This window comes from Pseudoalteromonas sp. 2CM28B (genome assembly GCF_023161935.1).
In genome coordinates this window covers 37801-58316 of sequence record NZ_JALNTH010000024.1, presented here as the reverse complement: position 1 = coordinate 58316, position 20516 = coordinate 37801, and the positions used below count along the sequence as shown (strand labels likewise).

The window sequence follows — 20516 nt, the reverse complement described above, 5'->3', positions numbered from 1 at the left end:
AATGAATTCCTATTCAATATCGCCAGGGACCAAAGGTACAAATCTTACTGGCGCAATTACATGCTCTGTAAAGCTATCGCCTTGGCGAATAACCATGGTTAATTTTTGTTCTACCTCACCAATGGGGGCGAGTAATACGCCTCCATCTGCAAGTTGTGCGAGTAGTTCTGGAGGGATAATCGTTGCCGCAGCGGTCACAATAATGCCATTAAATGGCGCTTGCGATTGCCATCCTTGCCAACCGTCACCGTGTTTCATAGTGACATTATATAAATCGAGCTGATGTAATCGACGCTTTGCTTGCCATTGCAAAGCTTTTATACGCTCAACCGAATACACCTTATCAAAGGTTTTAGCCAGTACCGCGGTTTGATAGCCGGATCCGGTACCAATTTCTAACACTTTACTTTTCACGCCGGCTAAACGCATCAATTCGGTCATACGGGCAACAATGTAAGGCTGAGAAATAGTTTGTCCTTGCCCTATCGGTAGCGCCGTATTTTGATACGCTTTGTGCTTTAGTACATCATCAATAAAAATATGCCGAGGAATTTGCGCAATCGCCTTTAAAACCTCCTTATCTTCTACGCCCTCTCGTTGTAATAGGTCTGAAAGCGCTTGTGCACTGCGGGTATAATTAGCCAGCACGGTTGATCTCCAACTCGGCTAACCACTCTCCCACAGCTTTGATACTGTCTTTAGCGGTCATATCAACGCTCAATGGGGTGACTGATGCATAGCCATTATTTACAGCATAAAAATCGGTGCCTTCACCGGCATCGCTTTCTGTACCCAAAGAACCATACCAAAAAATATCGCGTCCCCAAGGATCGCTTTGCTTGGTCATGGTTTCTGCTTTGTGTCGCGCGCCTAAGCGAGTTACCTGAACCCCTTTTAGCTCACTTAAAGGAATATCTGGCACATTAATATTGATGATCTGATCTTTAGGCAGCGGATGCGAAGCAAGCCCTTTAATAATATTGACCGTAACGGCTGCTGCCGTTTCAAAGTGTTCACCATGGTGAGAGCACAAAGACACCGCAATTGCTGGTAAGCCCAGATGACGACCTTCAGTCGCCGCAGCAACCGTACCAGAGTAAAGTGTATCGTCACCTAAATTGCCGCCGTGGTTAATACCGGCTACCACTAAATCGGGCTTTTCATCCATTAATTGATTCACACCTAAATGCACACAATCCGTTGGCGTGCCATTAACCGACATAAAGCCATTGTCGAGTGTCGTTGCACGCAAAGGATTCATTAACGTCAGTGAATTACTTGCGCCACTGCAATTTCTATCTGGCGCAACCAGCGTTACCTCAGCAATTTGTGTTAATGCTTGGTATAAAACAGCAATACCTTTGGCATTAACACCATCATCATTACTTAATAGAATCTTCATCTGCGTTATCCTTTTCTTTTCGCTCGCGAGGACTGGCGTCAGTATAATCAACCAGTTCGCGCAGTAAAGCCGTTGCAAAGCAGCCTTTGGGTAAACCAAAGCTGAGTTTTAATGTGCGTTCATCAAGTGTTTCTACACTTAGATCTTGAGGGATTAAACGCAGCATTCTGCGCTCGTTTTTAAGCCCTAAATCCCCTAAGCCATCACACCATGCTTGATACGGTGCCAACCATGTTTTTTCTTGTTCGGTAAGGCCTTTTTCACTTTTGCCAACCATGGGCGCCGACATCATAATATCGCCAGAGGCAAGACGTGCAATATTTTCATCACTTATCGCATCTTCAAAAAATGCATTGCTACCACTTAGCATAAATACTTCGCGATGCATGGTTTTAGCAAGGCCATGCTCTGCCACGCGTAAACTAACAATTTGATTAAACACATGTGAACGCGCAGCAGAAATAATAATGCCTCGCAGCTTTTTATCGCGTATGCGCTCACCGGCAAACATTTTTTCAGCCATGACTAAGTTATGCCCATCACGGCCAAAACGCTGCTCACCAAAGTAGTTAGGCACACCTGCGCGTACTGCGTTTATACGGCATAAAATATCAAGCGGCTCGGTTACATTGCGCAAGGTAATAGTAAATCTATTTCCTTTATGGCAACCAGTGCGCAATTTTCGCTCATGGCGCTGCTGCGAAACCACAAACACGCTTTCGCTGTTGAGCTCAGTAAAATCAATATGCTTTTTAATCGGTACTTTTACGCTAAACCACTGCGAACATACTCCATGGCGGTCTTTCATACCGGCATAGCTTACATCACGTGGCGATACCCCCGCTTTTTGTGCAATCAGCTTGGCAACATATTGAGTGTTTTCGCCTTTTTTAACCACTTGCAAACACACGTGTTCACCACTGCCGGTAAACTCTATACCGAGCTCCTCATCAACCATAAAGTCTTCTGCGGTGGTTTTAAAGTCGGCTTTGGAAAGCGGCGCGCCATATAAATAATTTAATTCGCTCATGCGTTTTGTTTGCTCATAATGACCACGGCATGGCTTGAAATGCCTTCTTTTCGCCCCTCAAACCCGAGCTTTTCAGTGGTTGTGGCTTTAACATTTATCTGTGAAAGCTCAGCATTTAAATCACTGGCAAGATTGGTTCGCATTGCTTGAATGTGTGGCAGCATTTTTGGTGCTTGTGCCACAATAGTGATATCCGCATTGCCTAATACATAGCCCTGTTGCTTGGCTAGACTCACTACATGGCGAAGTAAAATACGGCTATCGATATTTTCATACTCACTGGCTGTATCTGGAAAGTGCTTACCAATATCGCCCAGCGCTAATGAGCCTAAAATAGCGTCACATAATGCATGAATAGCTACATCTCCATCTGAGTGTGCTAAAAAGCCTTGCGGGTAATCAATTTTTTCGCCGCAGATAGTTAAAGGCCCTTGGCCTCCAAATTTATGCACGTCAAAACCATGGCCTATTCGTATCATGTTGCACTCTCATTATTTTGTTTTTGCAGTAAAAAGCCTGCTAAATCTAAATCTTCTGGGGTGGTAATTTTAATATTATCACTGCGCCCCGCCACCAGCTTTACCGGCTTATTTGCCCATTCCATGGCACTGGCTTCATCAGTAATAATTGCCCCATTGGCTAACGCATTTTGCAGTGCTGTTTTGAGCTCGTCGTATTTAAACAGTTGCGGAGTAAGCGCTTGCCATAAATCATCACGAGGCACTGTTTGTTGCGCATGGCTTTGCCCTCGTTTTATAGTGTCTTTTACTTGGCTGGCTAAAATGCCGCCTTCATCAGCCTGCATGCACTGTGCTATTAGGCGCTCTATATCAGCAATATCTACTAAAGGTCTTGCAGCGTCGTGCACCAAAACCCAAGCAGGTGGGTTGGCAGCTAAAAACAATAAACTGTTTAACACTGAATCTGCACGCTCTTTGCCACCAGTGGCACGCACAATGCGAGGGTCAGATAGCGTAAGGTCGTTAAAGTAGGGGTCGGTTTCGCTCAGAGCCACCACTATAGAGTTTAACTGCGGTAACTGCGATAACTTAGCGAGCGTGTGCTCTAAAATGGTTTTCCCTGCTAAGGAAATATATTGCTTTGGTGTTGTATGTTGCATTCTGCTGCCAACACCTGCGGCAGGAACAATAGCAGCAATGGTTTGTTTATTTGTCATGGTGTTGAGCCGGTAAAACACGAATAAAGGTTTCGTCCGGTTTAATCATTCCTAATTCGTTGCGGGCACGCTCTTCAATACCTTCAAGGCCGAGCTTTAAATCTTCTATATCCGCTTTTAATACTTTATTACGCTTGATCAGCTTTTCGTTTGTTTGTTGATGCGATGCTACCGCATTTTTTAAACGGGTGTAGTCTTGCACCCCGTTATGCCCAAACCAAAGTCTGTACTGAATAAAAAGTGCTAAGCACAACAAGCCAAATTGAAAAAATCGCATTAAACACTCCTTATTTTAATTTTTAATTATCTACTTATGCTAGCGGCCGCTTAACATTGCGCCAATTAATATTGGCAGCTAGTAACATTTCCCGTAATGACAAAACCCGTGGCGTGCTACGCTTTGAAAACTGCCACTGGTGGCCACAACACGCCGCTGCAAGGCTCGTTTTACTAGGTTTAAGCAATTGCGCACTTTGTTGCTCAAGTCCTTGGCCTAAAAAATCAAACCAGCCAAGTTCATTACAATGCAGTTGCGTATCAGCTACTTGATCAATGCTATCTATTCTAACCCGAATTTGACCGTGACTTTGTAATAATACAGGAATTATTAGCCCTACTTTGGCATACGCTTGATAAAAAAGTTCATTCGCTGAAGGATTAGCCTCTGGCGGTGTTGGTTTTTGTTTTTCAAGCCAGCCTCCATTTTGCGCATCAAGCGTAAAAGGCAATGGTGCATTAGCTACACGTGTTGCGGCACGTTCAATATAATAAGGCAGGCTTTTTAATTGCCTGCGTAAACGGTCACCATTAGGTTCAGCCACTAAGCGCTGAACTTCACGCTGATAAAAAGCATTGCATAATTGTGCGTAAAGCACTTTTTGTGCATCAGTTTGCCATATTTCAACTTGCTGGCTTGTGTTAAACTGCTTATTTTTAGCAACCAATCGCTGTACTCAAAAAAACATTTTAATACTGTTTTATAACACAGTAATGCACAGTTTTTAAGCACTTGTAGTAATTTAAGCGCTTGGCTTTTCGCCTAATTTTGCAATGCCTGATTCTAAAAATTGCACAACAGTATTACGTTTTTTTCCAATTAATAAACTGCCATCGGCTAAAAACATAAAGTTTTGCCAGTTGCGTTTAAACACATCAAAGCTCGTTTCAATAATATTATCGCGCGCCATACAAAAATAAACGGTGGTGTTAGCCTGCCAGTCTAGGTGGTTTAAAATAGCGTCAGGAAATTGGGGTTCTTCGCTTTCCCACGCATCTTCCCAATTAATTTCTTGGCTAAAGTTTTGCTCTTGCGCGCACCAATCGGTTTTATCAAAAAAGTCTGGATGGTCATGTTCACGACTCACCATGGTTGTCCACAGTACGGCCGCACGCTCGCTGGTCATCGGTTTAATATTGGCTGCATCAATATCTGAAACCGGAATATCTTTGTGGCGAAATACCCAGGCTTTTTTGTAATCATCAAGAGAAATATAATTCATAGTATTGCTGTATTCTTTGGCATAATAAAAAGCGAAGGCAAATTATACAAGATAACAGACTATGACTACAGCACTAAAACTGGGTTTATATCAACACTACAAAGGTCCACAATATAAAGTTATGCATGTGGCGACCCACAGCGAAACCAACGAGCAGTTGGTTATTTACCAAGCCTTATACGGTGAATACGGTATATGGGCACGCCCACTAAGTATGTTTACTGAAACCGTAGAAAAAGACGGTAAAACTATCGCCCGTTTTGCCTACCTTGGTGAAGCCGATTAACTATGGCATTATAACGCATAACAATTACTGCTCAGACCAGATAAAGGATAACCCGTGCAATTTAACTCTACTGATAATTACATCGCAAGCTCAGCATTAAAACAGGCAGTAAACGCCGCTATTATGCTGCAAAAACCGCTTTTAATTAAAGGCGAGCCAGGCACAGGTAAAACCATGCTGGCCGAAGAGTTAGCGAAAAGTTTAGATACTGAGCTTATTCAGTGGCATATAAAATCAACCACTAAAGCGCAGCAAGGTTTGTACGAGTACGATGCGGTATCGCGTTTGCGCGACAGCCAGCTAGGTGATGAGCGCGTTCACAATATTAGCAACTACATAGTTAAAGGTAAGCTGTGGCAAGCCTTCATGTACGCTGAATTAAACGGCAAACGCCCAGTACTGCTTATTGACGAAATAGACAAAGCCGATATTGAGTTTCCAAACGATTTACTACTCGAACTCGATAAAATGGAATTTCATGTATACGAAACCGGTGAGCGCATTGTGGCTAAAGAGCGCCCTATTGTGATCATCACCTCAAACAATGAAAAAGAGCTGCCTGATGCGTTTTTACGTCGCTGTTTTTTCCATTATATTGATTTTCCAAATAGCGACGAAATGCAGCAAATTATTGATGTGCACTACCCGCATGTTAAACAAGATTTAGTTCGCCAAGCGCTAGAAGTATTTTTTAACTTACGCGAAGCCAACGGCCTTAAAAAGAAGCCATCCACCAGCGAGTTACTGGATTGGTTAAAACTATTAATGGCTGAAGATATAGACGCAAAAACCCTGCACGACAAAGCGCAAAAAGGCGGTTTAATGCCGATGTTTGGCGCGCTGCTTAAAAACGAGCAAGACATAAGCCTAATCGAAAAACTCGCGTTTATGAGCCGTCGCTAACATGTTGGTACAGCTTTTTTTCACGCTACGTAAATACCGCTTGCCTGTGAGCCTGCGCGAACTACTCGATTTAATTAACGCTTTAAAACAAGGCGTTATATTTGCTGATGTAGACGCGTTTTATCATTTAGCACGCACTATTATGGTAAAGGACGAAACGCATTTTGATCGATTCGATAAAGCCTTTAGCGATTACTTTAGCGGTATTGCCGACTTAGACCTACTCGAGAGCTTAAAACAGCAACACAACTTACCTGAAGATTGGTTGCGTAAAGAGTTTGAAAAGCACCTAAGCGATGAAGAAAAAGCCCAACTAAAAGCCATGGGCGGGCTAGACGAGCTGATGAAAACTCTTAAGGAGCGTTTAGAAGAACAGCAAAAACGCCACGCAGGCGGCAATAAATGGGTAGGTACCGGTGGCACCTCGCCTTTTGGTGCGTATGGTTATAACCCTGAGGGCGTTCGCATTGGTCAAGATGGCAACCGCAATCGCCAAGCGGTAAAAGTGTGGGATAAGCGCGAATACCGCAATTTAGACTCCGACAGAGAAATTGGCTCACGCACTATAAAGCTCGCCCTTAAAAAGCTACGTAAATTTGCCCGCACTGGCGCAAGCGACACCCTTGATTTAAATGAGACTATTCGCGCGACTGCCAAGCAAGGCGGCATGCTCGATGTAAAAATGGCACCCGAGCGCCACAATGCCGTAAAAGTATTGATGCTGTTTGATATTGGCGGTTCAATGGATGACTACATTCATACCTGTGAAGAGCTATTTAGCGCCGCCCACAGCGAATTTAAACACCTTGAGTTTTACTACTTTCATAACTGTTTATACGAACACGTGTGGCAAGATAACCAACGCCGCCATTCAAACGTTATCGACACTATGACGCTGATTAATAAGTTCACCAGCGACTACAAAGTTATATTTGTGGGTGATGCCACTATGGGCCCGTATGAAATCGCCTACCCTGGTGGATCGGTAGAGCATTGGAATGAAGAGCCCGGCAGTGCGTGGCTGGCACGAATCACCAATCACTTTGATAAAGTCGCGTGGCTCAACCCACAACCGGTTGAGCATTGGCCGTACTACCAATCAATTGATTTTATCAAGCAGCTGATGGATAACAGAATGTACCCGTTGAGTTTAGATGGGATAAGTAAAGCGATAAAAGAGTTGAGTTAGAATATTAATTTAAGACGACTCAGCGCTAGCAGCGGAGCTTTAGGCATGAATCTATAACTTTGTTGGGTGGCGCCTTCGGCTTAACCAACCTACCTTTAACGTAGGTCGGATAAGTGGTGAAGCCACGCCATCCGACGAACAGAGATGAATTCAACAGAAACAATCCGATGCACCGCGTTAATGAACAACCGTATGTAGCCACTTAGTTTAAATGAGATAAGTAAAGCGATAAAAAAAATTAGTTAATACATTTTAAGTAGCTCATACACCATATTTTGATGGTATTCACTGAGCATGAGTTCTAATTGCTTCTCGAAGACTTCAATGGATGGTGTTTTTCCACTTAACCGCTGTTGCTTTAGCCATTCAAGTAATTCAACCCTTACTAAATAAACGTTTTCAATACAGTAGCTTGGATCTGAAAGCCAAATTTTTGGAGCTCCTAGTGAAGCTCCTGAATACCAGTGACAAATGGAATAGCCTTTCACTTTCAAGCTTATCACTAAGTTGCCAGCTATAAATCCATCAGGTAATCAGAAATAGAGGGAAGCATCCTATAACAACAAATAGCCCCCTTCGCATCGATTTCTCTGATATATCACCATGCATTCTTTGATAAATTCCGTAGATGAGTACAAAAAAAGCGAGCATCATAACTATCAAAGGAATTACTGCAGGTTTAATTTTTAACGAAATTACATTTTCAGCAATAAGACTTAATGCGCTAATTTCTAATTTAAAGCTGTAGGCATAGAGAGTAATGATTAAACATAAAACGCCTATAGACCCCCTTTTTTTAGGGTTGGTAGGTGAGAGTTGATTAGCCGGACTTGCCATTTTAGTATCGTCTTCCTGAGTAAGGAATACCAAATAAGCGCTGTATAAACTCAATTGGATTATTATCGTACATTCACTCAGCCCTATCTAATTCATATTTTAACTAATTTGGATAGATATCATAATTTTTAATCGTCGCCCCTTGTTCGTTGCAGCCTATCGCGGTCTGCAACAGTCGGTATTTATGCAAAGGTCGTTTGATTTGCACCTTTAACCTTTAACCTTTAACCTTTAACCTTTAACCTTTAACCTTTAACCTTTAACCTTTAACCTTTAACCTTTAACCTTTCACCTCGAACCTCGAACCTCGAAAATAAAATCACATCAACTTCCAAACCACAAACGCAACTGCAAAACCAACTAAGTACACCAAGCCCAACCAAGTTAAGCTACGCAAAAGTAGGCTGTGTTTAATCTCGGGCTCTGAGCGTACTAGGCTAAAATTAAGCCATGCAAAAACAGGGGTAGTAACAAACGCAAGCGTCATAGCAAAGGTAAGCATGGGGCCAAGGGCTGATTTAAAAAATAAAATAACGGCCATACCGGCAAGTGCTTGCAGTATAAGCCAGGTATTTAAGCTGTGTTTAGATTGCTTAAAACCCAGTAATTTATGCGATTCGTTAAGTGTGCGGGCGTAGCCGTCAAGCACGGTGAGTGTGGTGCCAAACATACACAAAAACGCGATGGCTGATACCAAAGGCCTTGCCCACTCGCCAATAGTAAGTGCATACATATCAATCAGCTGTTTAGCAAAGGCTACACCGCCAAGCTCTATATTACTGCTTTGCCCATATTGCACTAACGCACCTAAACTAAAAAATACCAGCGCAAGCCCGGCGGTTAACCAATAGCCTACATTAAAGTCGAATAAGCCTTGGGTTTTAGTCACACTTTGCTGAGCTTGTTTTTCTTTAAGCCACAACGAGCTCAGTGCCGATATTTCAATAGGCGCTGGCATCCAGCCCATTAAGGCAACCATAAAGCCTAACATGGCAAGTTCATACGGTGAGGGGCCAACATAGTTTACAGGCGCTACAGGGCCGTTATTTATAGCAATAACTAATGCCGTTATGGTTGCTATAGTAAGTAGCCCCATAATAGCTTTTGCAACGTTATCGAGCGCTTTAAAGTGCCCTAGTAATAATATAATTAAACATACAGCCAATATTAACCAGCACAATAAGGTAACGGGAATACTAATAGGTAATGCGTAGTGTAATAAGCTCGCAGTAAGCAACAATACGCCCGCGGTATTTACCACAGCGGCAATAATATTGAGAGCAATAAAACTGTAAAAATAGCCAGGCCCTTGGTTTTTATACCCTTGCACTAAACTATTTTTAGTAGCGAGTGTGTATTCCATGCCAAAACGAAAAAACGGGTACTTTAAAACGTTAACCACCACAATAAGCCAAAATAGCTGCCAGCCAAATAATGCACCTGCTTGAGTAGAGGCCACTAAGTGTGAGCCACCAATGGCAGCGGTGGCCATTAAAATACCTGGGCCGAGCGCCCCTAACCGAGACTTCCATGTGCTTTGTGTGTACTGCATTAACTTCTCAAATTTGGTGTATTAAGTGCTTTTATTATTAATTTTTATCATTAATAAACTGTGTGAATGCATAACTTACCTAATTTACAGGCAATAAAAAAGAGCCCTTAGGCTCTTTTTAAAAATAACACATTGTTAGTTATTAATTTAAATCCATCTCTTGGATGATTTCGTGTGCTATTTCAGGTGTGGTACTTACAGGCTTTTCATGTAAGTTCGCTTTTATTTGCCCTTTACGATGCTTTAGTGCGGCATCGAGTTTTTTAGCTGCGCTAGAAATAGCAGGATACATAACTTCGTTTTCCCCTTTTACCGATATACGCGCACCTTCATAATTTGTGCTAATTTCCGCTTGGAACTTATGATGCTCTTTTGAAAGAATAATATCTAGAGATATCAATGATGGAAAATGGCTCGCGACTTTTGAGAACTTTTCGTTAATGTGTTCTTTAATAGAATCAGTAACGTCAACATGGTGACCAGAAAGATTAATTTTCATAGGGTATCCTTTTATTTGTTACCTCATAGTTAGTATTGGGGGCTAAACGAATTAACACAAGAGAAAAAATGAAAATTACGCAATTATTTATTACCCCACTGATTTAGATCATTCATTTAGCATTAAGTATGCAAAAAGCCGCTTTGTAGCGGCCTTTAGAGGTGTTGACAATTTAATCAACCTACAAATTAATCGGTGTATGAACAACAATAATCTGCAAAATCACTTACTTTTACATGAAAGCTAACATTAGCATCAACGTTAAATGACTCGCCCGCGTTAAATGTTTGCCATTCGCTTTCACCAGGTAGTAATACATCCCACTGCCCTGCTAACAATTCCATGCACTCTTTTTGGTTGGTATTAAACTCAAATTCACCGGGTTGCATAAAACCCAAGGTTTTTGCTTCACCGTTACCTAAAAGCACAGTACGACTTGATACTTTGCCATCGAAATACACATTGGCTTTTTTAACCACACTAACGTTATCGAACTTTGGCATGTTAACTCCTGTTGTTAATTTATAATTTTGTTACCTCCACAGTGCCTGATACATATAAACCTTGCAAGTTAAGTGCTGTGAAAATTACTCACTTAGAAGCCAAAAGGTTAAAAATGAACGACTTTATAGAGAGATATGCTTCGAGCAACGGGCTACGAGTTTCGAACAGTACTTTTAGTGATTTATGCACAAGAGAGCTATGAGACGCTGAGCTTTAGAGGAAGTGATAAAAGTACAACTCATAAAAAAGCCCGCCCTGTTACACACAGCGCGGGCTTTTAAACGTTAAAGCAGTCGCTTAAAACAATGCGTTTGCTTTGTTAACTACATTTTCTACCGTAAAGCCGAAGAACTCAAATAGCTCGTTTGCCGGTGCCGACTCACCAAAGGTGGTCATACCAACTACGGCACCATTTAGGCCTACATACTTGTACCAGTAATCAGCAATACCCGCTTCAATCGCTACGCGACGTGAAACGCTTGCTGGTAATACACTTTCTTTGTACTCAGCCGATTGGTCTTCAAACGCATCAGTACATGGCATAGATACAACACGTACCTTTTTACCCTGCGCACGTAGCTCTTTCGCAGAGTCTTGCGCTAGCTGTACTTCAGAACCCGTTGCAATCAAAATAAGCTCTGGATTGCCGTCACAACTTAGGATGTAACCACCCTTTTTAACGTCGCTTAATTGCTGGGCATCACGAGCTTGCTGCTCTAAGCCTTGGCGAGTAAAGATTAATGATGTAGGACCGTCTTTACGTTCAATAGCTTGTTGCCATGCAATTGCTGACTCAACTTGGTCACATGGCCGCCAGTTGTAAAGGTTAGGCGTTAAACGCATGCTGGCAATTTGCTCTACTGGTTGGTGAGTTGGACCATCTTCACCTAAACCAATTGAATCGTGCGTGTATACAAAAATGCTTGGTTGCTTCATTAATGCAGCCATACGTACCGCGTTGCGTGCGTATTCCATAAACATTAAGAACGTTGCGCCGTAAGGAATAAAGCCTTTATGCAGTGCAATACCGTTCATAATGGCCGACATACCAAACTCACGTACACCGTAGTATATGTAGTTACCACTTGCATCATCAGCAGTTAAGCCTTTAGAGCCATCCCAAATTGTTAAGTTTGAACCCGCTAAATCGGCAGAGCCACCCATAAATTCAGGTAGTAACGGGCCAAACGCATTTAATGCATTTTGCGACGCTTTACGTGATGCTGGGTTTGCTGGGTTTGCTTGCAGCTCTTCAATGTACGCTTGTGATTTTTCAGCCCAGTCAGCGGGTAATTCTGAATGTGTACGGCGTTTGTATTCAGCAGCGAGCTCTGGGTATGCTTGCTCGTAGGCGGCAAATTTTTCGTCCCAGCTTGCTTCAAGCTGTTGGCCTTTTTCTTTGTTATCCCACTGTGCATAAATATCTTCAGGGATTTCAAATGCATCGCCCGTCCAACCTAAAAACTCGCGAGACGCTTTAATTTCGTCATCACCAAGCGGTGCACCGTGACAATCGTGGCTACCTGACTTATTAGGTGAGCCGTAACCAATAATAGTTTTACAACAAATTAATGTTGGCTTATCAGTCACGCTTTTAGCTTCTGCAATTGCTGCACTTACTGCATCGCTATCATGGCCATCAACGTCACTAATTACATGCCAGCCGTATGCTTTAAAACGTGCTGGGGTATCATCACTAAACCAACCTTCAACTTCACCGTCGATTGAAATGCCGTTGTCATCCCAAAATGCCACTAACTTGCCTAGGCCTAATGTACCGGCTAGTGAGCATGCTTCATGAGAAATGCCTTCCATTAAACAGCCATCACCCATAAACGCATACGTGTGGTGATCAACAATGTCGTGGCCTTCACGGTTAAACTGCGCTGCTAATGCTTTTTCAGCAATCGCCATACCTACCGCATTTGTGATCCCTTGACCTAATGGGCCCGTAGTGGTCTCAATTCCTGGCGCGTATCCATATTCTGGATGGCCTGGTGTTTTAGAATGCATTTGGCGGAAGTTTTTAATTTCGTCCAGTGACAAGTCATAACCACTTAAATGCAGTAGAGAATAAATTAGCATTGAACCGTGACCATTTGAGAGTATAAATCGATCTCGGTCAGCCCACTCTGGATTTGTTGGGTTATGTTTTAGATAATCGCGCCATAATACTTCTGCGATATCAGCCATGCCCATAGGGGCTCCAGGGTGACCAGATTTGGCCTTTTGTACTGCGTCCATTGACAAGACGCGAATAGCATTTGCAAGTTCTTTGCGAGATGGCATGAATTCTCCTACCTTTATATGTATTTGCGCGGGTATTTATTTATCCCCATTCTTACTTATTGTGGGGGCTGTGTGCAATTAAAAACCCATAAAAATAGGGCATTATGAATATTTTTTAAGAACCATTTACTATTAGATATTTTATTTAGACGTCTAGGCGTAAAAAAACTATGCAAGTTCATTTGTTTTAGATAAAATACGCGCCTTAATTTTTTAGCGCTAATACCGACGTTTGTGAAGCGCAATATTTGTGAGCATAATTACAATGGCAAAACATTTATTTACTTCTGAATCTGTTTCTGAAGGTCATCCGGATAAAATCGCCGATCAAATTTCTGATGCGGTACTTGATGCTATCCTAGAGCAAGACTCTCATGCCCGTGTAGCGTGTGAAACTTACGTTAAAACCGGTATGGTTATGGTTGGTGGTGAAATAACGACTAGCGCATGGGTTGATATCGAAGAAATTACACGTAAAACAGTACGTGAAATTGGTTACACACACTCAGATATGGGCTTTGATGCCGATTCGTGTGCAATTTTAAACACGATTGGTAAACAGTCTCCTGACATTAACCAAGGTGTTGACCGTACAAGTCCAGAAGAGCAAGGCGCTGGCGACCAAGGCCTAATGTTTGGTTACGCATGTAACGAAACTGAAGTATTAATGCCTGCTCCAATTACTTATTCTCACCGTTTAGTACAACGCCAAGCTGAGGTTCGTAAAAGTGGCGAGCTTAACTGGTTACGTCCAGATGCAAAATCACAAGTTACATTTGCATACGAAAATGGCAAGCCAGTAGGTATTGATGCCGTTGTACTTTCTACTCAGCACAGCGAAGATGTATCGCAAAATGACTTAGTAGAAGCAGTAATGGAAACCATCATTAAGCCAGTACTTCCTGCTGAGCTTATTACTAGTGCAACTAAATTTTTCATTAACCCAACAGGTCGCTTTGTTATTGGTGGCCCAATGGGTGACTGTGGTTTAACTGGTCGTAAAATCATTGTAGATACTTACGGTGGCATGGCTCGTCACGGTGGTGGTGCTTTCTCTGGTAAAGATCCATCAAAAGTTGACCGCTCAGCGGCTTATGCTGCACGTTATGTTGCTAAAAACATTGTTGCTGCTGGCCTTGCTGACAAGTGTGAACTTCAGGTGTCTTATGCTATTGGTGTTGCAGAGCCAACATCTATCAGTGTTGAAACATTTGGCACAGGTAAATTAGAAGAAGCGCGTTTAATCGGACTTATTCGTGAACACTTTGACTTACGCCCTTACGGCCTAATTCAAATGCTTGATCTTGAGCGCCCTATTTATCTTCCAACAGCGGCTTACGGCCACTTTGGCCGTGATGAATTCCCATGGGAACGCACAGATAAAGCAGACGCACTTCGCGCAGCAGCTGGCCTGTAAGCCACCTAGCTAATATTAAAACGGCCCTTTTTAGGGCCGTTTTGCTATGTGTATTAAGTTAGTCATAAAACAGTCTCGAACTGTTTAACATTTTAGGTATATACTCTACTTATACAATAAAGCGTGTTAGGGATAAAAATGGCCGACAATTTTCGTGTTATATTTGTAGGACTTGCAGAAGGCGCAGACAGCCAAGCAGTGACCAATGCACTGACAGAAAAACTAAAAACCTCACCTGAAAAGGTGGCGGCATTTTTTAATGGCAAGCTGCTGTTTGCTCCTAGCAACAAAGAGAAAGCCCTTAAGCAAGCCAAGTTACTTTCAACGCTGGGGATCAAAAGCAAACTTCAGCAAACAGCCCCTACACAAGCTACTTCTCAAAAAGCGCACGACAGCCAGCGAGATCAGCGCTTATTTGATGCCCTAGATTACATTACTAGTAGCTTAATTCGTCTTGAAGAGAAACTTGAGGATCTTGAGCAACGTCTCCCCGAGGTTGAGTTATCTCTGTCTGATGAAAATGACGAACCATGGCAAGATGACGATTTAATGCTAGATGAGCCACTCTCTACAACACCTAAAAAACGCAGTAACCTTGTTTTATATTCACTGATTACCACAGTTGTAATATTACTTATTGTGCTTGCTGTGTATTTAATGTTTCCGAACTTATTCTCTTTTTAATTATGGTTTAGATATTTAATGAGCAATAATCGCGCACAAATAAGACACGATATTCGTAAAGCACGTAATAACCTATCAAAAAACCAGCAAGAAATAGCGGCCCACTCGCTTAAAGTGAATTTTATTCAATATTTAAAAAGCATGAACTCGGCCAAAAAAAGCCATATCGCTCTTTATTTAAGCAATGATGGTGAATTAGATACCTCATTGTTAATTAATGAATTATGGAGCATTGAACAGCATGTTTACTTACCTGTAATTCACCCTTTCAACGGGGCTAATTTACTATTTCAACGATATGAAAAAAACTCACCCATGAGGGCAAATCGCTATGGTATCTTGGAGCCTAAGCTGAACTGCTCTCAAATATGCCCATTGCCAGCGCTTGATTATCTACTTATGCCACTTGTTGCATTTGATAAATTTGGTAATCGCCTTGGAATGGGGGGTGGGTTTTACGATAGAACCTTGGCACGTTTATACGAACAAGATTGGCAACAACCACAACTTATTGGCCTAGCACACGAATGCCAACAAGTGGATAAGCTCCCAATTGAATCGTGGGATGTGCCTCTTAAAACTATTATTACACCCAATAAAACCTACTGTTGGTAACAATTAATCTTGTAAACTAACAGTCTATTTTTGACATAAATGAGCACATAGCAATGACACAAGATGAATTAAAAAAAGCAGCTGCATGGGCTGCACTCGAGTTTGTAAAAGAAAACACCATAGTGGGTGTTGGTACAGGCTCAACCGTTAATCATTTTATTGATGCTTTAGGCACAGTAAAAGACACCATCGTTGGTGCAGTATCTAGTTCAGAAGCGTCTACAGCACGTTTAAAAGAACTTGGTATAGAAGTATTTGAGCTAAATGATGTTGATGCTCTGGATGTGTACGTTGATGGCGCAGATGAAATTAACGCTCTAAACGAAATGATTAAAGGCGGTGGTGCAGCGCTCACCCGTGAAAAAATAGTAGCGGCAGTGGCTAAACAGTTTGTGTGTATTGTTGATGACACCAAACTAGTCGATACCTTAGGGGATTTCCCTCTTCCGGTTGAAGTTATTCCGATGGCGCGCAGCTATGTTGCCCGCGAATTATTAAAACTTGGTGGCGACCCTGTGTATCGCCAAGGTGTTGTAACCGATAACGGCAACGTTATTTTAGATGTACATAATTTAAAAATTACCCATGCTAAACAGCTTGAAACACAAATAAATCAAATTGTTGGCGTAGTCACCAACGGCCTATTTGCAGAGCGCGGTGCTGATAAAGTGGTTATCGGCACAAAAAATGGGCCACAAATTAAATAGGATATGGTTATGAGTAAGGTATCGTTAGCAAAAGACAAAATTAAAATTCTCTTGCTTGAAGGTGTTCATCAAAGCGCTGTTGAAACGCTAAAACGTAACGGTTATAGCAATATCGACTACGTTAAAACATCGCTACCTGAGGACGAGCTTATTGAGCGCATTAAAGATGTGCACTTTGTGGGGCTGCGTTCTCGTACTCATATTAATGAATCGGTATTAAATGCAGCTGAAAAACTGGTTGCTATCGGTTGTTTTTGTATTGGCACCAACCAAGTAGATTTAAACGCAGCACGTGAACGCGGTATTGCCGTATTTAACGCTCCATTTTCTAATACTCGCTCTGTAGCTGAGCTTGTACTTGGCGAAATACTACTTTTATTACGTGGTATTCCACAGCGAAATGCCGCTGCGCACCGTGGTGGCTGGTTAAAAACAGCCAATGGCTCGTTTGAAGCGCGCGGTAAAACCTTAGGTATTATTGGCTACGGTCACATTGGTACTCAGTTGGGCATTATGGCTGAAAATATTGGTATGAACGTGGAGTATTACGACATTGAAGACAAACTGTCTTTAGGTAATGCGACACAAGTACATAACTTAACGCAGCTATTGCAACGCGCTGATATTATTAGCTTGCACGTACCTGAAACACCGCAAACTAAAAACCTGATTGGCACGGCTGAATTGGCGGTAATGAAGCAAGGCTCTATTTTAATTAACGCTTCACGTGGTACTGTCGTTGATATTGACGCCCTAGCAGAAGCGCTAACAGAGAAAAAACTCAGCGGCGCAGCAATTGACGTATTCCCAGTTGAACCTAAATCTAACGATGAAGAATTTATCTCGCCACTGCGTGAATTCGACAACGTTATTTTAACGCCGCATATAGGTGGCTCTACTCAAGAAGCACAAGAGAACATTGGTATTGAAGTAGCGGGTAAACTCGCTAAGTACTCAGATAACGGCTCAACTATTACTGCGGTTAACTTTCCTGAAGTATCATTGCCAGAGCTTGCTAATCGCAGCCGCTTGTTACACGTGCATCACAACCGCCCTGGCGTGCTAACGCAAATTAACCAAGCGTTTGCTCAGCACGGTATTAACATTGCCGCACAGTACTTACAAACCGATGAAGCAATTGGTTACGTGGTTATTGATGTAGACACAGATCACTCAGAAGTCGCACTTAAAGAGCTCAGTGCAGTTGAAGGTACAATTAGAGCGCGTATTCTTCACTAACTATCAGCTAAAATAATAAAGGCCGTACTTGAATAATCAAGTACGGCTTTTTTGTTTTAAATTGAATCCTGACGGCTTATAACTTACCGCTGTTATTTGCCTTTAACTTCTAAATTTATAAACTTAACCAGCTCTTCGGGTTGCCCTGCTAACATCATTAGTTGCTGATTCACTTCCATCATAGTTTTACCTTCAGGCAGTTTTGCAGACACACTAAACGAATTTAGTCCTTTAGCAAAATCAGTTAACGCCTTGGCTATTTCTTCGGTCACAGGTGCTTGTTGAAGCTGTTGATCAAGCATTGTTTGCATTTGCTCTAACGTCATACCTTGCTTTGCCAACTCGCTTTCTAATAAGCCTTTAAGATCACCTTGGTTATTAACAACTAAGCTAACATTACGTGGCTCTAGCTTACTCATTGCTTGCATAATCATTGTTTGCTGCTGTAACTCTTGCTCATAAGTAAATGGCGTACTGCCTGCAGCTTGTTGAGCCTTACTGATTTCAAGTGAAGCGTCCATAAGCGCTTTAGAATTAGCAAGCCCCATGTCCATATCAATACTAGCAATATCATTAGCTTGCAGCTTAACAATAATATCACTGTTACCTGATTGCTCATCGTAATCTAATGAAGAGTGTAAATCATAACTGGCTGAGGCAAGTTGTGTATTTGTATCTGCAGGCAGTGTAGCGACAAAGCTTTTATCAAATTGAAAGTTTTTTAACGTAAAAGCAGTATGTGGCGATATTTTATCGGTTTCGTAGCCTGTCACTTCAACATGCTCAACCGTGGCAATTTTATCGCCCTCAGGGCTAGTCACTTCAATATTACTAATGGCAACACTGTTTGAAATAACACTCGCCGATAGCTCTGCGTAGTTAAAACTAGCACCTGTTTGTTCGCTGACCAAGGCCAACTGTTTATCAACCTCAGCACGTACCTCTTGTGTTGCAACATAGTTTGCATAGCTCACGCCACCCACACCTGCAGCAATAATCGCGGCTGCAATCACTAATTTTTTCATGTCATTTCCTTATTAAACTCTTTATATAAGTGGCTTTAAGCAAGACTAACATTGAGAACATGCATCGTTAAGCACTTTTTGTTTGCTAGTTAATTAAACTCAGTAGCTCGTGCACTGTTTTAACTGGCGTTATTTTAGCACCCAGCCCTTCCATCGATTTATGGTAGTTACGAAATGGGATAAATATTTCAGTAAACCCATGTTGCGCCGCTTCTTTAACACGGGGTACACCACTGTCGATTGGACGCACATCACCGTTTAAACTTAGCTCCCCCATAATACAGGTGGTTCGAGGTACAACAAACTCGTTCAAACTACTTAAAAGTGCAGTAACAAGCGCTAAATCAATACAGGTTTCTGATTCATCAATTTTTAGACCACCCACAATATTAAAAAACGTATCGTGGAATATTTTAGTTTTGGTGTGTTTACGTAAAATACCGGTGAGCATTTTAATCCGGTTCATATTTAAACCAACACATACTCGCTGTGGAAATTCTGCTTCTGTTTCAGTGGTTAAACATTGAATTTCAAGTAGTAAATTACGATTACCTTTACGAATACAGGTAATCGTCGACCCCGGTGATTCAGTGGTTGAACCGGATAAGAAAATTTCGCTGGGGTTATCCACACTGAGCATACCGCGTTCACACATTTTAAAAATGCCCACAGTATCTATATCACCAAAGCGATTTTTATTAGCACGTAGCGTACGCACTTGACCATCGTTGGTATCAATATGTAACAGTGCATCAACAATATGCACTAATGTTTGCGGGCCAGCTATTTCATTATTTTTATTTACGTGAGCAATAATGAACATAGTGACATCGTTTTGCTTACAATATTGGGTTAGCGCTTGAGCGGCACTTTTTACTTGCGAGGGTGAGCCAGGGCTACCATTAGCGGTGTCGGTGACCACGGCTTGAATAGAGTCGATAACGGCAAACTTAATTTTGTTTTTATCCAGCTCTTCAATAATGGTTTCAACACTGGTTTCAGAAAGTAAATAGAGCTCATCTTCGTTATAGTTAAGTTTTAAACGGTTTACTCGGTTTTTAAACTGCGACAAAGACTCCTCAGCAGTACAATAAAGCGATGGCATGCGCTGAGACATTCTTGCCACTAAATCCGATAGTAGCGTGGTTTTACCCGCCCCCGGATCGCCAGAAATAATATTAACCGAGCCGGTGGTTACACCGCCGCTTAAAACACGGTCAAGTTCGCCAATTTCAGTAAGCTGTTTTTCTGCCTCTGAGGTTGCTACTTCATTAATTTTTTTAGAGCCACCGCCAATACCACCGGCGTAGCCACCGACACTTGCACGAGCTGCTACTTTTTTGCTTTGCCCTGCAGAAGGTTTAAACTCTGCTAATGTGTTCCACGCACCGCAGCGACACTGACCTTGCCAGCGTTGATAGTTCATGCCACATTCTGTACAAACAAACTCTACTTTTGCCGCTTTAGCCATTTAAAACCTTACCTACTATTCTTTATTTTGAAATATTGACTGTTAAGCACTTATTTTGCCATTGCTGGCTTTACCTTAGCAACAACGCCTTGTGGAATAGCGCATTTAGTATCACACTATACTGATGTAGTTTCATTTAACCTGCTTTAGGGCATGCTTCTTGCTTTAAAGTACTAATAAAAACGTGCCAA

The 20516-nt window shown here is 42.0% G+C and carries 23 protein-coding genes; 8 read left to right on the top strand and 15 right to left on the bottom strand.

Annotated elements, in window-relative coordinates; translation table 11 throughout:
• Window positions 1–9: 9 nt before the first annotated feature.
• The 8 genes from MTN96_RS24470 to MTN96_RS24435 all read right to left on the bottom strand — a co-directional run bounded on the left by MTN96_RS24470 (window position 10) and on the right by MTN96_RS24435 (window position 5108).
• Window positions 10–648 carry a protein-L-isoaspartate(D-aspartate) O-methyltransferase gene (locus tag MTN96_RS24470; protein WP_138626661.1) on the bottom strand — a complete coding sequence of 213 codons (639 nt, stop codon included), beginning with the start codon at window positions 646–648 and terminating at the stop codon, window positions 10–12.
• On the bottom strand, window positions 638–1402 hold the full coding sequence (gene surE, locus MTN96_RS24465; protein ID WP_028833935.1) for a 5'/3'-nucleotidase SurE: 765 nt from the start codon (window positions 1400–1402) through the stop codon (window positions 638–640). Before surE ends, MTN96_RS24470 begins: the two co-directional genes overlap by 11 nt.
• Complete coding sequence (truD, locus tag MTN96_RS24460) at window positions 1383–2432, bottom strand: tRNA pseudouridine(13) synthase TruD (RefSeq protein WP_036981589.1); 1050 nt, start codon at window positions 2430–2432, stop codon at window positions 1383–1385. Before truD ends, surE begins: the two co-directional genes overlap by 20 nt.
• Window positions 2429–2911, bottom strand: coding sequence for a 2-C-methyl-D-erythritol 2,4-cyclodiphosphate synthase (ispF, locus tag MTN96_RS24455; RefSeq protein ID WP_036981586.1), 483 nt, complete (start codon window positions 2909–2911; stop codon window positions 2429–2431). The genes truD and ispF overlap by 4 nt, the downstream gene beginning before the upstream one ends.
• Window positions 2908–3609 carry a 2-C-methyl-D-erythritol 4-phosphate cytidylyltransferase gene (ispD, locus tag MTN96_RS24450; protein ID WP_248532959.1) on the bottom strand — a complete coding sequence of 234 codons (702 nt, stop codon included), beginning with the start codon at window positions 3607–3609 and terminating at the stop codon, window positions 2908–2910. Before ispD ends, ispF begins: the two co-directional genes overlap by 4 nt.
• A complete protein-coding gene (ftsB, locus tag MTN96_RS24445) occupies window positions 3599–3886 on the bottom strand; it encodes a cell division protein FtsB (RefSeq protein ID WP_013465673.1) in 288 nt (95 codons plus the stop codon). The genes ispD and ftsB overlap by 11 nt, the downstream gene beginning before the upstream one ends.
• Before the next feature lie 34 nt (window positions 3887–3920).
• Window positions 3921–4553: a hypothetical protein gene (locus MTN96_RS24440; protein WP_248532957.1), complete on the bottom strand. Its 633-nt coding sequence runs from the start codon at window positions 4551–4553 to the stop codon at window positions 3921–3923.
• Between the two features lie 75 nt (window positions 4554–4628).
• On the bottom strand, window positions 4629–5108 hold the full coding sequence (locus MTN96_RS24435; RefSeq protein WP_248532955.1) for a DUF2947 domain-containing protein: 480 nt from the start codon (window positions 5106–5108) through the stop codon (window positions 4629–4631).
• A gap of 61 nt (window positions 5109–5169) precedes the next feature.
• Between MTN96_RS24435 and MTN96_RS24430 the strand changes: the two genes are divergently transcribed.
• Genes MTN96_RS24430 through MTN96_RS24420 form a run of 3 tightly spaced genes read left to right on the top strand, consistent with a single transcriptional unit; the run spans window position 5170 to window position 7486 of the window.
• Complete coding sequence (locus MTN96_RS24430) at window positions 5170–5394, top strand: DUF1653 domain-containing protein (RefSeq protein WP_008110327.1); 225 nt, start codon at window positions 5170–5172, stop codon at window positions 5392–5394.
• A 54-nt stretch (window positions 5395–5448) separates the two neighbouring features.
• Window positions 5449–6297, top strand: coding sequence for a MoxR family ATPase (locus tag MTN96_RS24425; RefSeq protein ID WP_008464234.1), 849 nt, complete (start codon window positions 5449–5451; stop codon window positions 6295–6297).
• Between the two features lies 1 nt (window position 6298).
• Complete coding sequence (locus tag MTN96_RS24420; protein ID WP_248532953.1) at window positions 6299–7486, top strand: VWA domain-containing protein; 1188 nt, start codon at window positions 6299–6301, stop codon at window positions 7484–7486.
• A gap of 242 nt (window positions 7487–7728) precedes the next feature.
• On the opposite strand, the gene MTN96_RS24415 is transcribed toward MTN96_RS24420, so the two are convergent.
• The 5 genes from MTN96_RS24415 to tkt all read right to left on the bottom strand — a co-directional run bounded on the left by MTN96_RS24415 (window position 7729) and on the right by tkt (window position 13167).
• On the bottom strand, window positions 7729–7980 hold the full coding sequence (locus MTN96_RS24415; protein WP_248532951.1) for a hypothetical protein: 252 nt from the start codon (window positions 7978–7980) through the stop codon (window positions 7729–7731).
• A gap of 662 nt (window positions 7981–8642) precedes the next feature.
• Window positions 8643–9875, bottom strand: a complete 1233-nt coding sequence (locus MTN96_RS24410; protein ID WP_069440038.1) for an NRAMP family divalent metal transporter — start codon at window positions 9873–9875, stop codon at window positions 8643–8645.
• 142 nt (window positions 9876–10017) lie between these two features.
• Window positions 10018–10374 carry a ribosome hibernation-promoting factor, HPF/YfiA family gene (gene hpf, locus MTN96_RS24405; RefSeq protein WP_013465684.1) on the bottom strand — a complete coding sequence of 119 codons (357 nt, stop codon included), beginning with the start codon at window positions 10372–10374 and terminating at the stop codon, window positions 10018–10020.
• A 188-nt stretch (window positions 10375–10562) separates the two neighbouring features.
• Window positions 10563–10877, bottom strand: coding sequence for a pyrimidine/purine nucleoside phosphorylase (locus MTN96_RS24400; protein ID WP_013465685.1), 315 nt, complete (start codon window positions 10875–10877; stop codon window positions 10563–10565).
• Between the two features lie 298 nt (window positions 10878–11175).
• Entirely contained in the window at window positions 11176–13167 is a 1992-nt protein-coding gene (gene tkt, locus MTN96_RS24395; protein ID WP_069440039.1) for a transketolase, read from the bottom strand.
• Window positions 13168–13432: 265 nt separating this feature from the next.
• Here tkt and metK point away from each other — a divergent pair, with 265 nt between their 5' ends.
• From metK to serA, 5 genes are all read left to right on the top strand, one after another.
• Window positions 13433–14584, top strand: coding sequence for a methionine adenosyltransferase (gene metK / locus MTN96_RS24390; protein ID WP_036981564.1), 1152 nt, complete (start codon window positions 13433–13435; stop codon window positions 14582–14584).
• Window positions 14585–14722: 138 nt separating this feature from the next.
• Window positions 14723–15268: a hypothetical protein gene (locus MTN96_RS24385; protein WP_069440040.1), complete on the top strand. Its 546-nt coding sequence runs from the start codon at window positions 14723–14725 to the stop codon at window positions 15266–15268.
• An 18-nt stretch (window positions 15269–15286) separates the two neighbouring features.
• On the top strand, window positions 15287–15883 hold the full coding sequence (locus MTN96_RS24380; protein ID WP_069440041.1) for a 5-formyltetrahydrofolate cyclo-ligase: 597 nt from the start codon (window positions 15287–15289) through the stop codon (window positions 15881–15883).
• A gap of 53 nt (window positions 15884–15936) precedes the next feature.
• Window positions 15937–16590 (top strand): ribose-5-phosphate isomerase RpiA, encoded by a 654-nt coding sequence (gene rpiA / locus MTN96_RS24375; protein WP_069440042.1) that lies wholly within the window; start codon window positions 15937–15939, stop codon window positions 16588–16590.
• A gap of 9 nt (window positions 16591–16599) precedes the next feature.
• Window positions 16600–17829 carry a phosphoglycerate dehydrogenase gene (gene serA / locus MTN96_RS24370; protein WP_028833921.1) on the top strand — a complete coding sequence of 410 codons (1230 nt, stop codon included), beginning with the start codon at window positions 16600–16602 and terminating at the stop codon, window positions 17827–17829.
• A 92-nt stretch (window positions 17830–17921) separates the two neighbouring features.
• On the opposite strand, the gene MTN96_RS24365 is transcribed toward serA, so the two are convergent.
• Together MTN96_RS24365 and radA are read right to left on the bottom strand one after the other, a co-directional pair.
• Window positions 17922–18854 (bottom strand): hypothetical protein, encoded by a 933-nt coding sequence (locus tag MTN96_RS24365; protein WP_069440043.1) that lies wholly within the window; start codon window positions 18852–18854, stop codon window positions 17922–17924.
• Window positions 18855–18939: 85 nt separating this feature from the next.
• On the bottom strand, window positions 18940–20325 hold the full coding sequence (gene radA / locus MTN96_RS24360) for a DNA repair protein RadA (RefSeq protein ID WP_013465693.1): 1386 nt from the start codon (window positions 20323–20325) through the stop codon (window positions 18940–18942).
• Between the last annotated feature and the right edge of the window lie 191 nt (window positions 20326–20516).

Coding starts and splice junctions, on each gene's coding strand:
- MTN96_RS24410 (WP_069440038.1), bottom strand. CDS start 9,875: ATGCAGTACACACAAAGCACATGGAAGTCTCGGTTAGGGGCGCTCGGC.
- MTN96_RS24365 (WP_069440043.1), bottom strand. CDS start 18,854: ATGAAAAAATTAGTGATTGCAGCCGCGATTATTGCTGCAGGTGTGGGT.
- rpiA (WP_069440042.1), top strand. CDS start 15,937: ATGACACAAGATGAATTAAAAAAAGCAGCTGCATGGGCTGCACTCGAG.
- ispD (WP_248532959.1), bottom strand. CDS start 3,609: ATGACAAATAAACAAACCATTGCTGCTATTGTTCCTGCCGCAGGTGTT.
- ispF (WP_036981586.1), bottom strand. CDS start 2,911: ATGATACGAATAGGCCATGGTTTTGACGTGCATAAATTTGGAGGCCAA.
- MTN96_RS24380 (WP_069440041.1), top strand. CDS start 15,287: ATGAGCAATAATCGCGCACAAATAAGACACGATATTCGTAAAGCACGT.
- MTN96_RS24430 (WP_008110327.1), top strand. CDS start 5,170: ATGACTACAGCACTAAAACTGGGTTTATATCAACACTACAAAGGTCCA.
- hpf (WP_013465684.1), bottom strand. CDS start 10,374: ATGAAAATTAATCTTTCTGGTCACCATGTTGACGTTACTGATTCTATT.
- truD (WP_036981589.1), bottom strand. CDS start 2,432: ATGAGCGAATTAAATTATTTATATGGCGCGCCGCTTTCCAAAGCCGAC.
- MTN96_RS24400 (WP_013465685.1), bottom strand. CDS start 10,877: ATGCCAAAGTTCGATAACGTTAGTGTGGTTAAAAAAGCCAATGTGTAT.
- MTN96_RS24435 (WP_248532955.1), bottom strand. CDS start 5,108: ATGAATTATATTTCTCTTGATGATTACAAAAAAGCCTGGGTATTTCGC.
- MTN96_RS24420 (WP_248532953.1), top strand. CDS start 6,299: ATGTTGGTACAGCTTTTTTTCACGCTACGTAAATACCGCTTGCCTGTG.
- tkt (WP_069440039.1), bottom strand. CDS start 13,167: ATGCCATCTCGCAAAGAACTTGCAAATGCTATTCGCGTCTTGTCAATG.
- radA (WP_013465693.1), bottom strand. CDS start 20,325: ATGGCTAAAGCGGCAAAAGTAGAGTTTGTTTGTACAGAATGTGGCATG.
- serA (WP_028833921.1), top strand. CDS start 16,600: ATGAGTAAGGTATCGTTAGCAAAAGACAAAATTAAAATTCTCTTGCTT.
- MTN96_RS24385 (WP_069440040.1), top strand. CDS start 14,723: ATGGCCGACAATTTTCGTGTTATATTTGTAGGACTTGCAGAAGGCGCA.
- metK (WP_036981564.1), top strand. CDS start 13,433: ATGGCAAAACATTTATTTACTTCTGAATCTGTTTCTGAAGGTCATCCG.
- ftsB (WP_013465673.1), bottom strand. CDS start 3,886: ATGCGATTTTTTCAATTTGGCTTGTTGTGCTTAGCACTTTTTATTCAG.
- surE (WP_028833935.1), bottom strand. CDS start 1,402: ATGAAGATTCTATTAAGTAATGATGATGGTGTTAATGCCAAAGGTATT.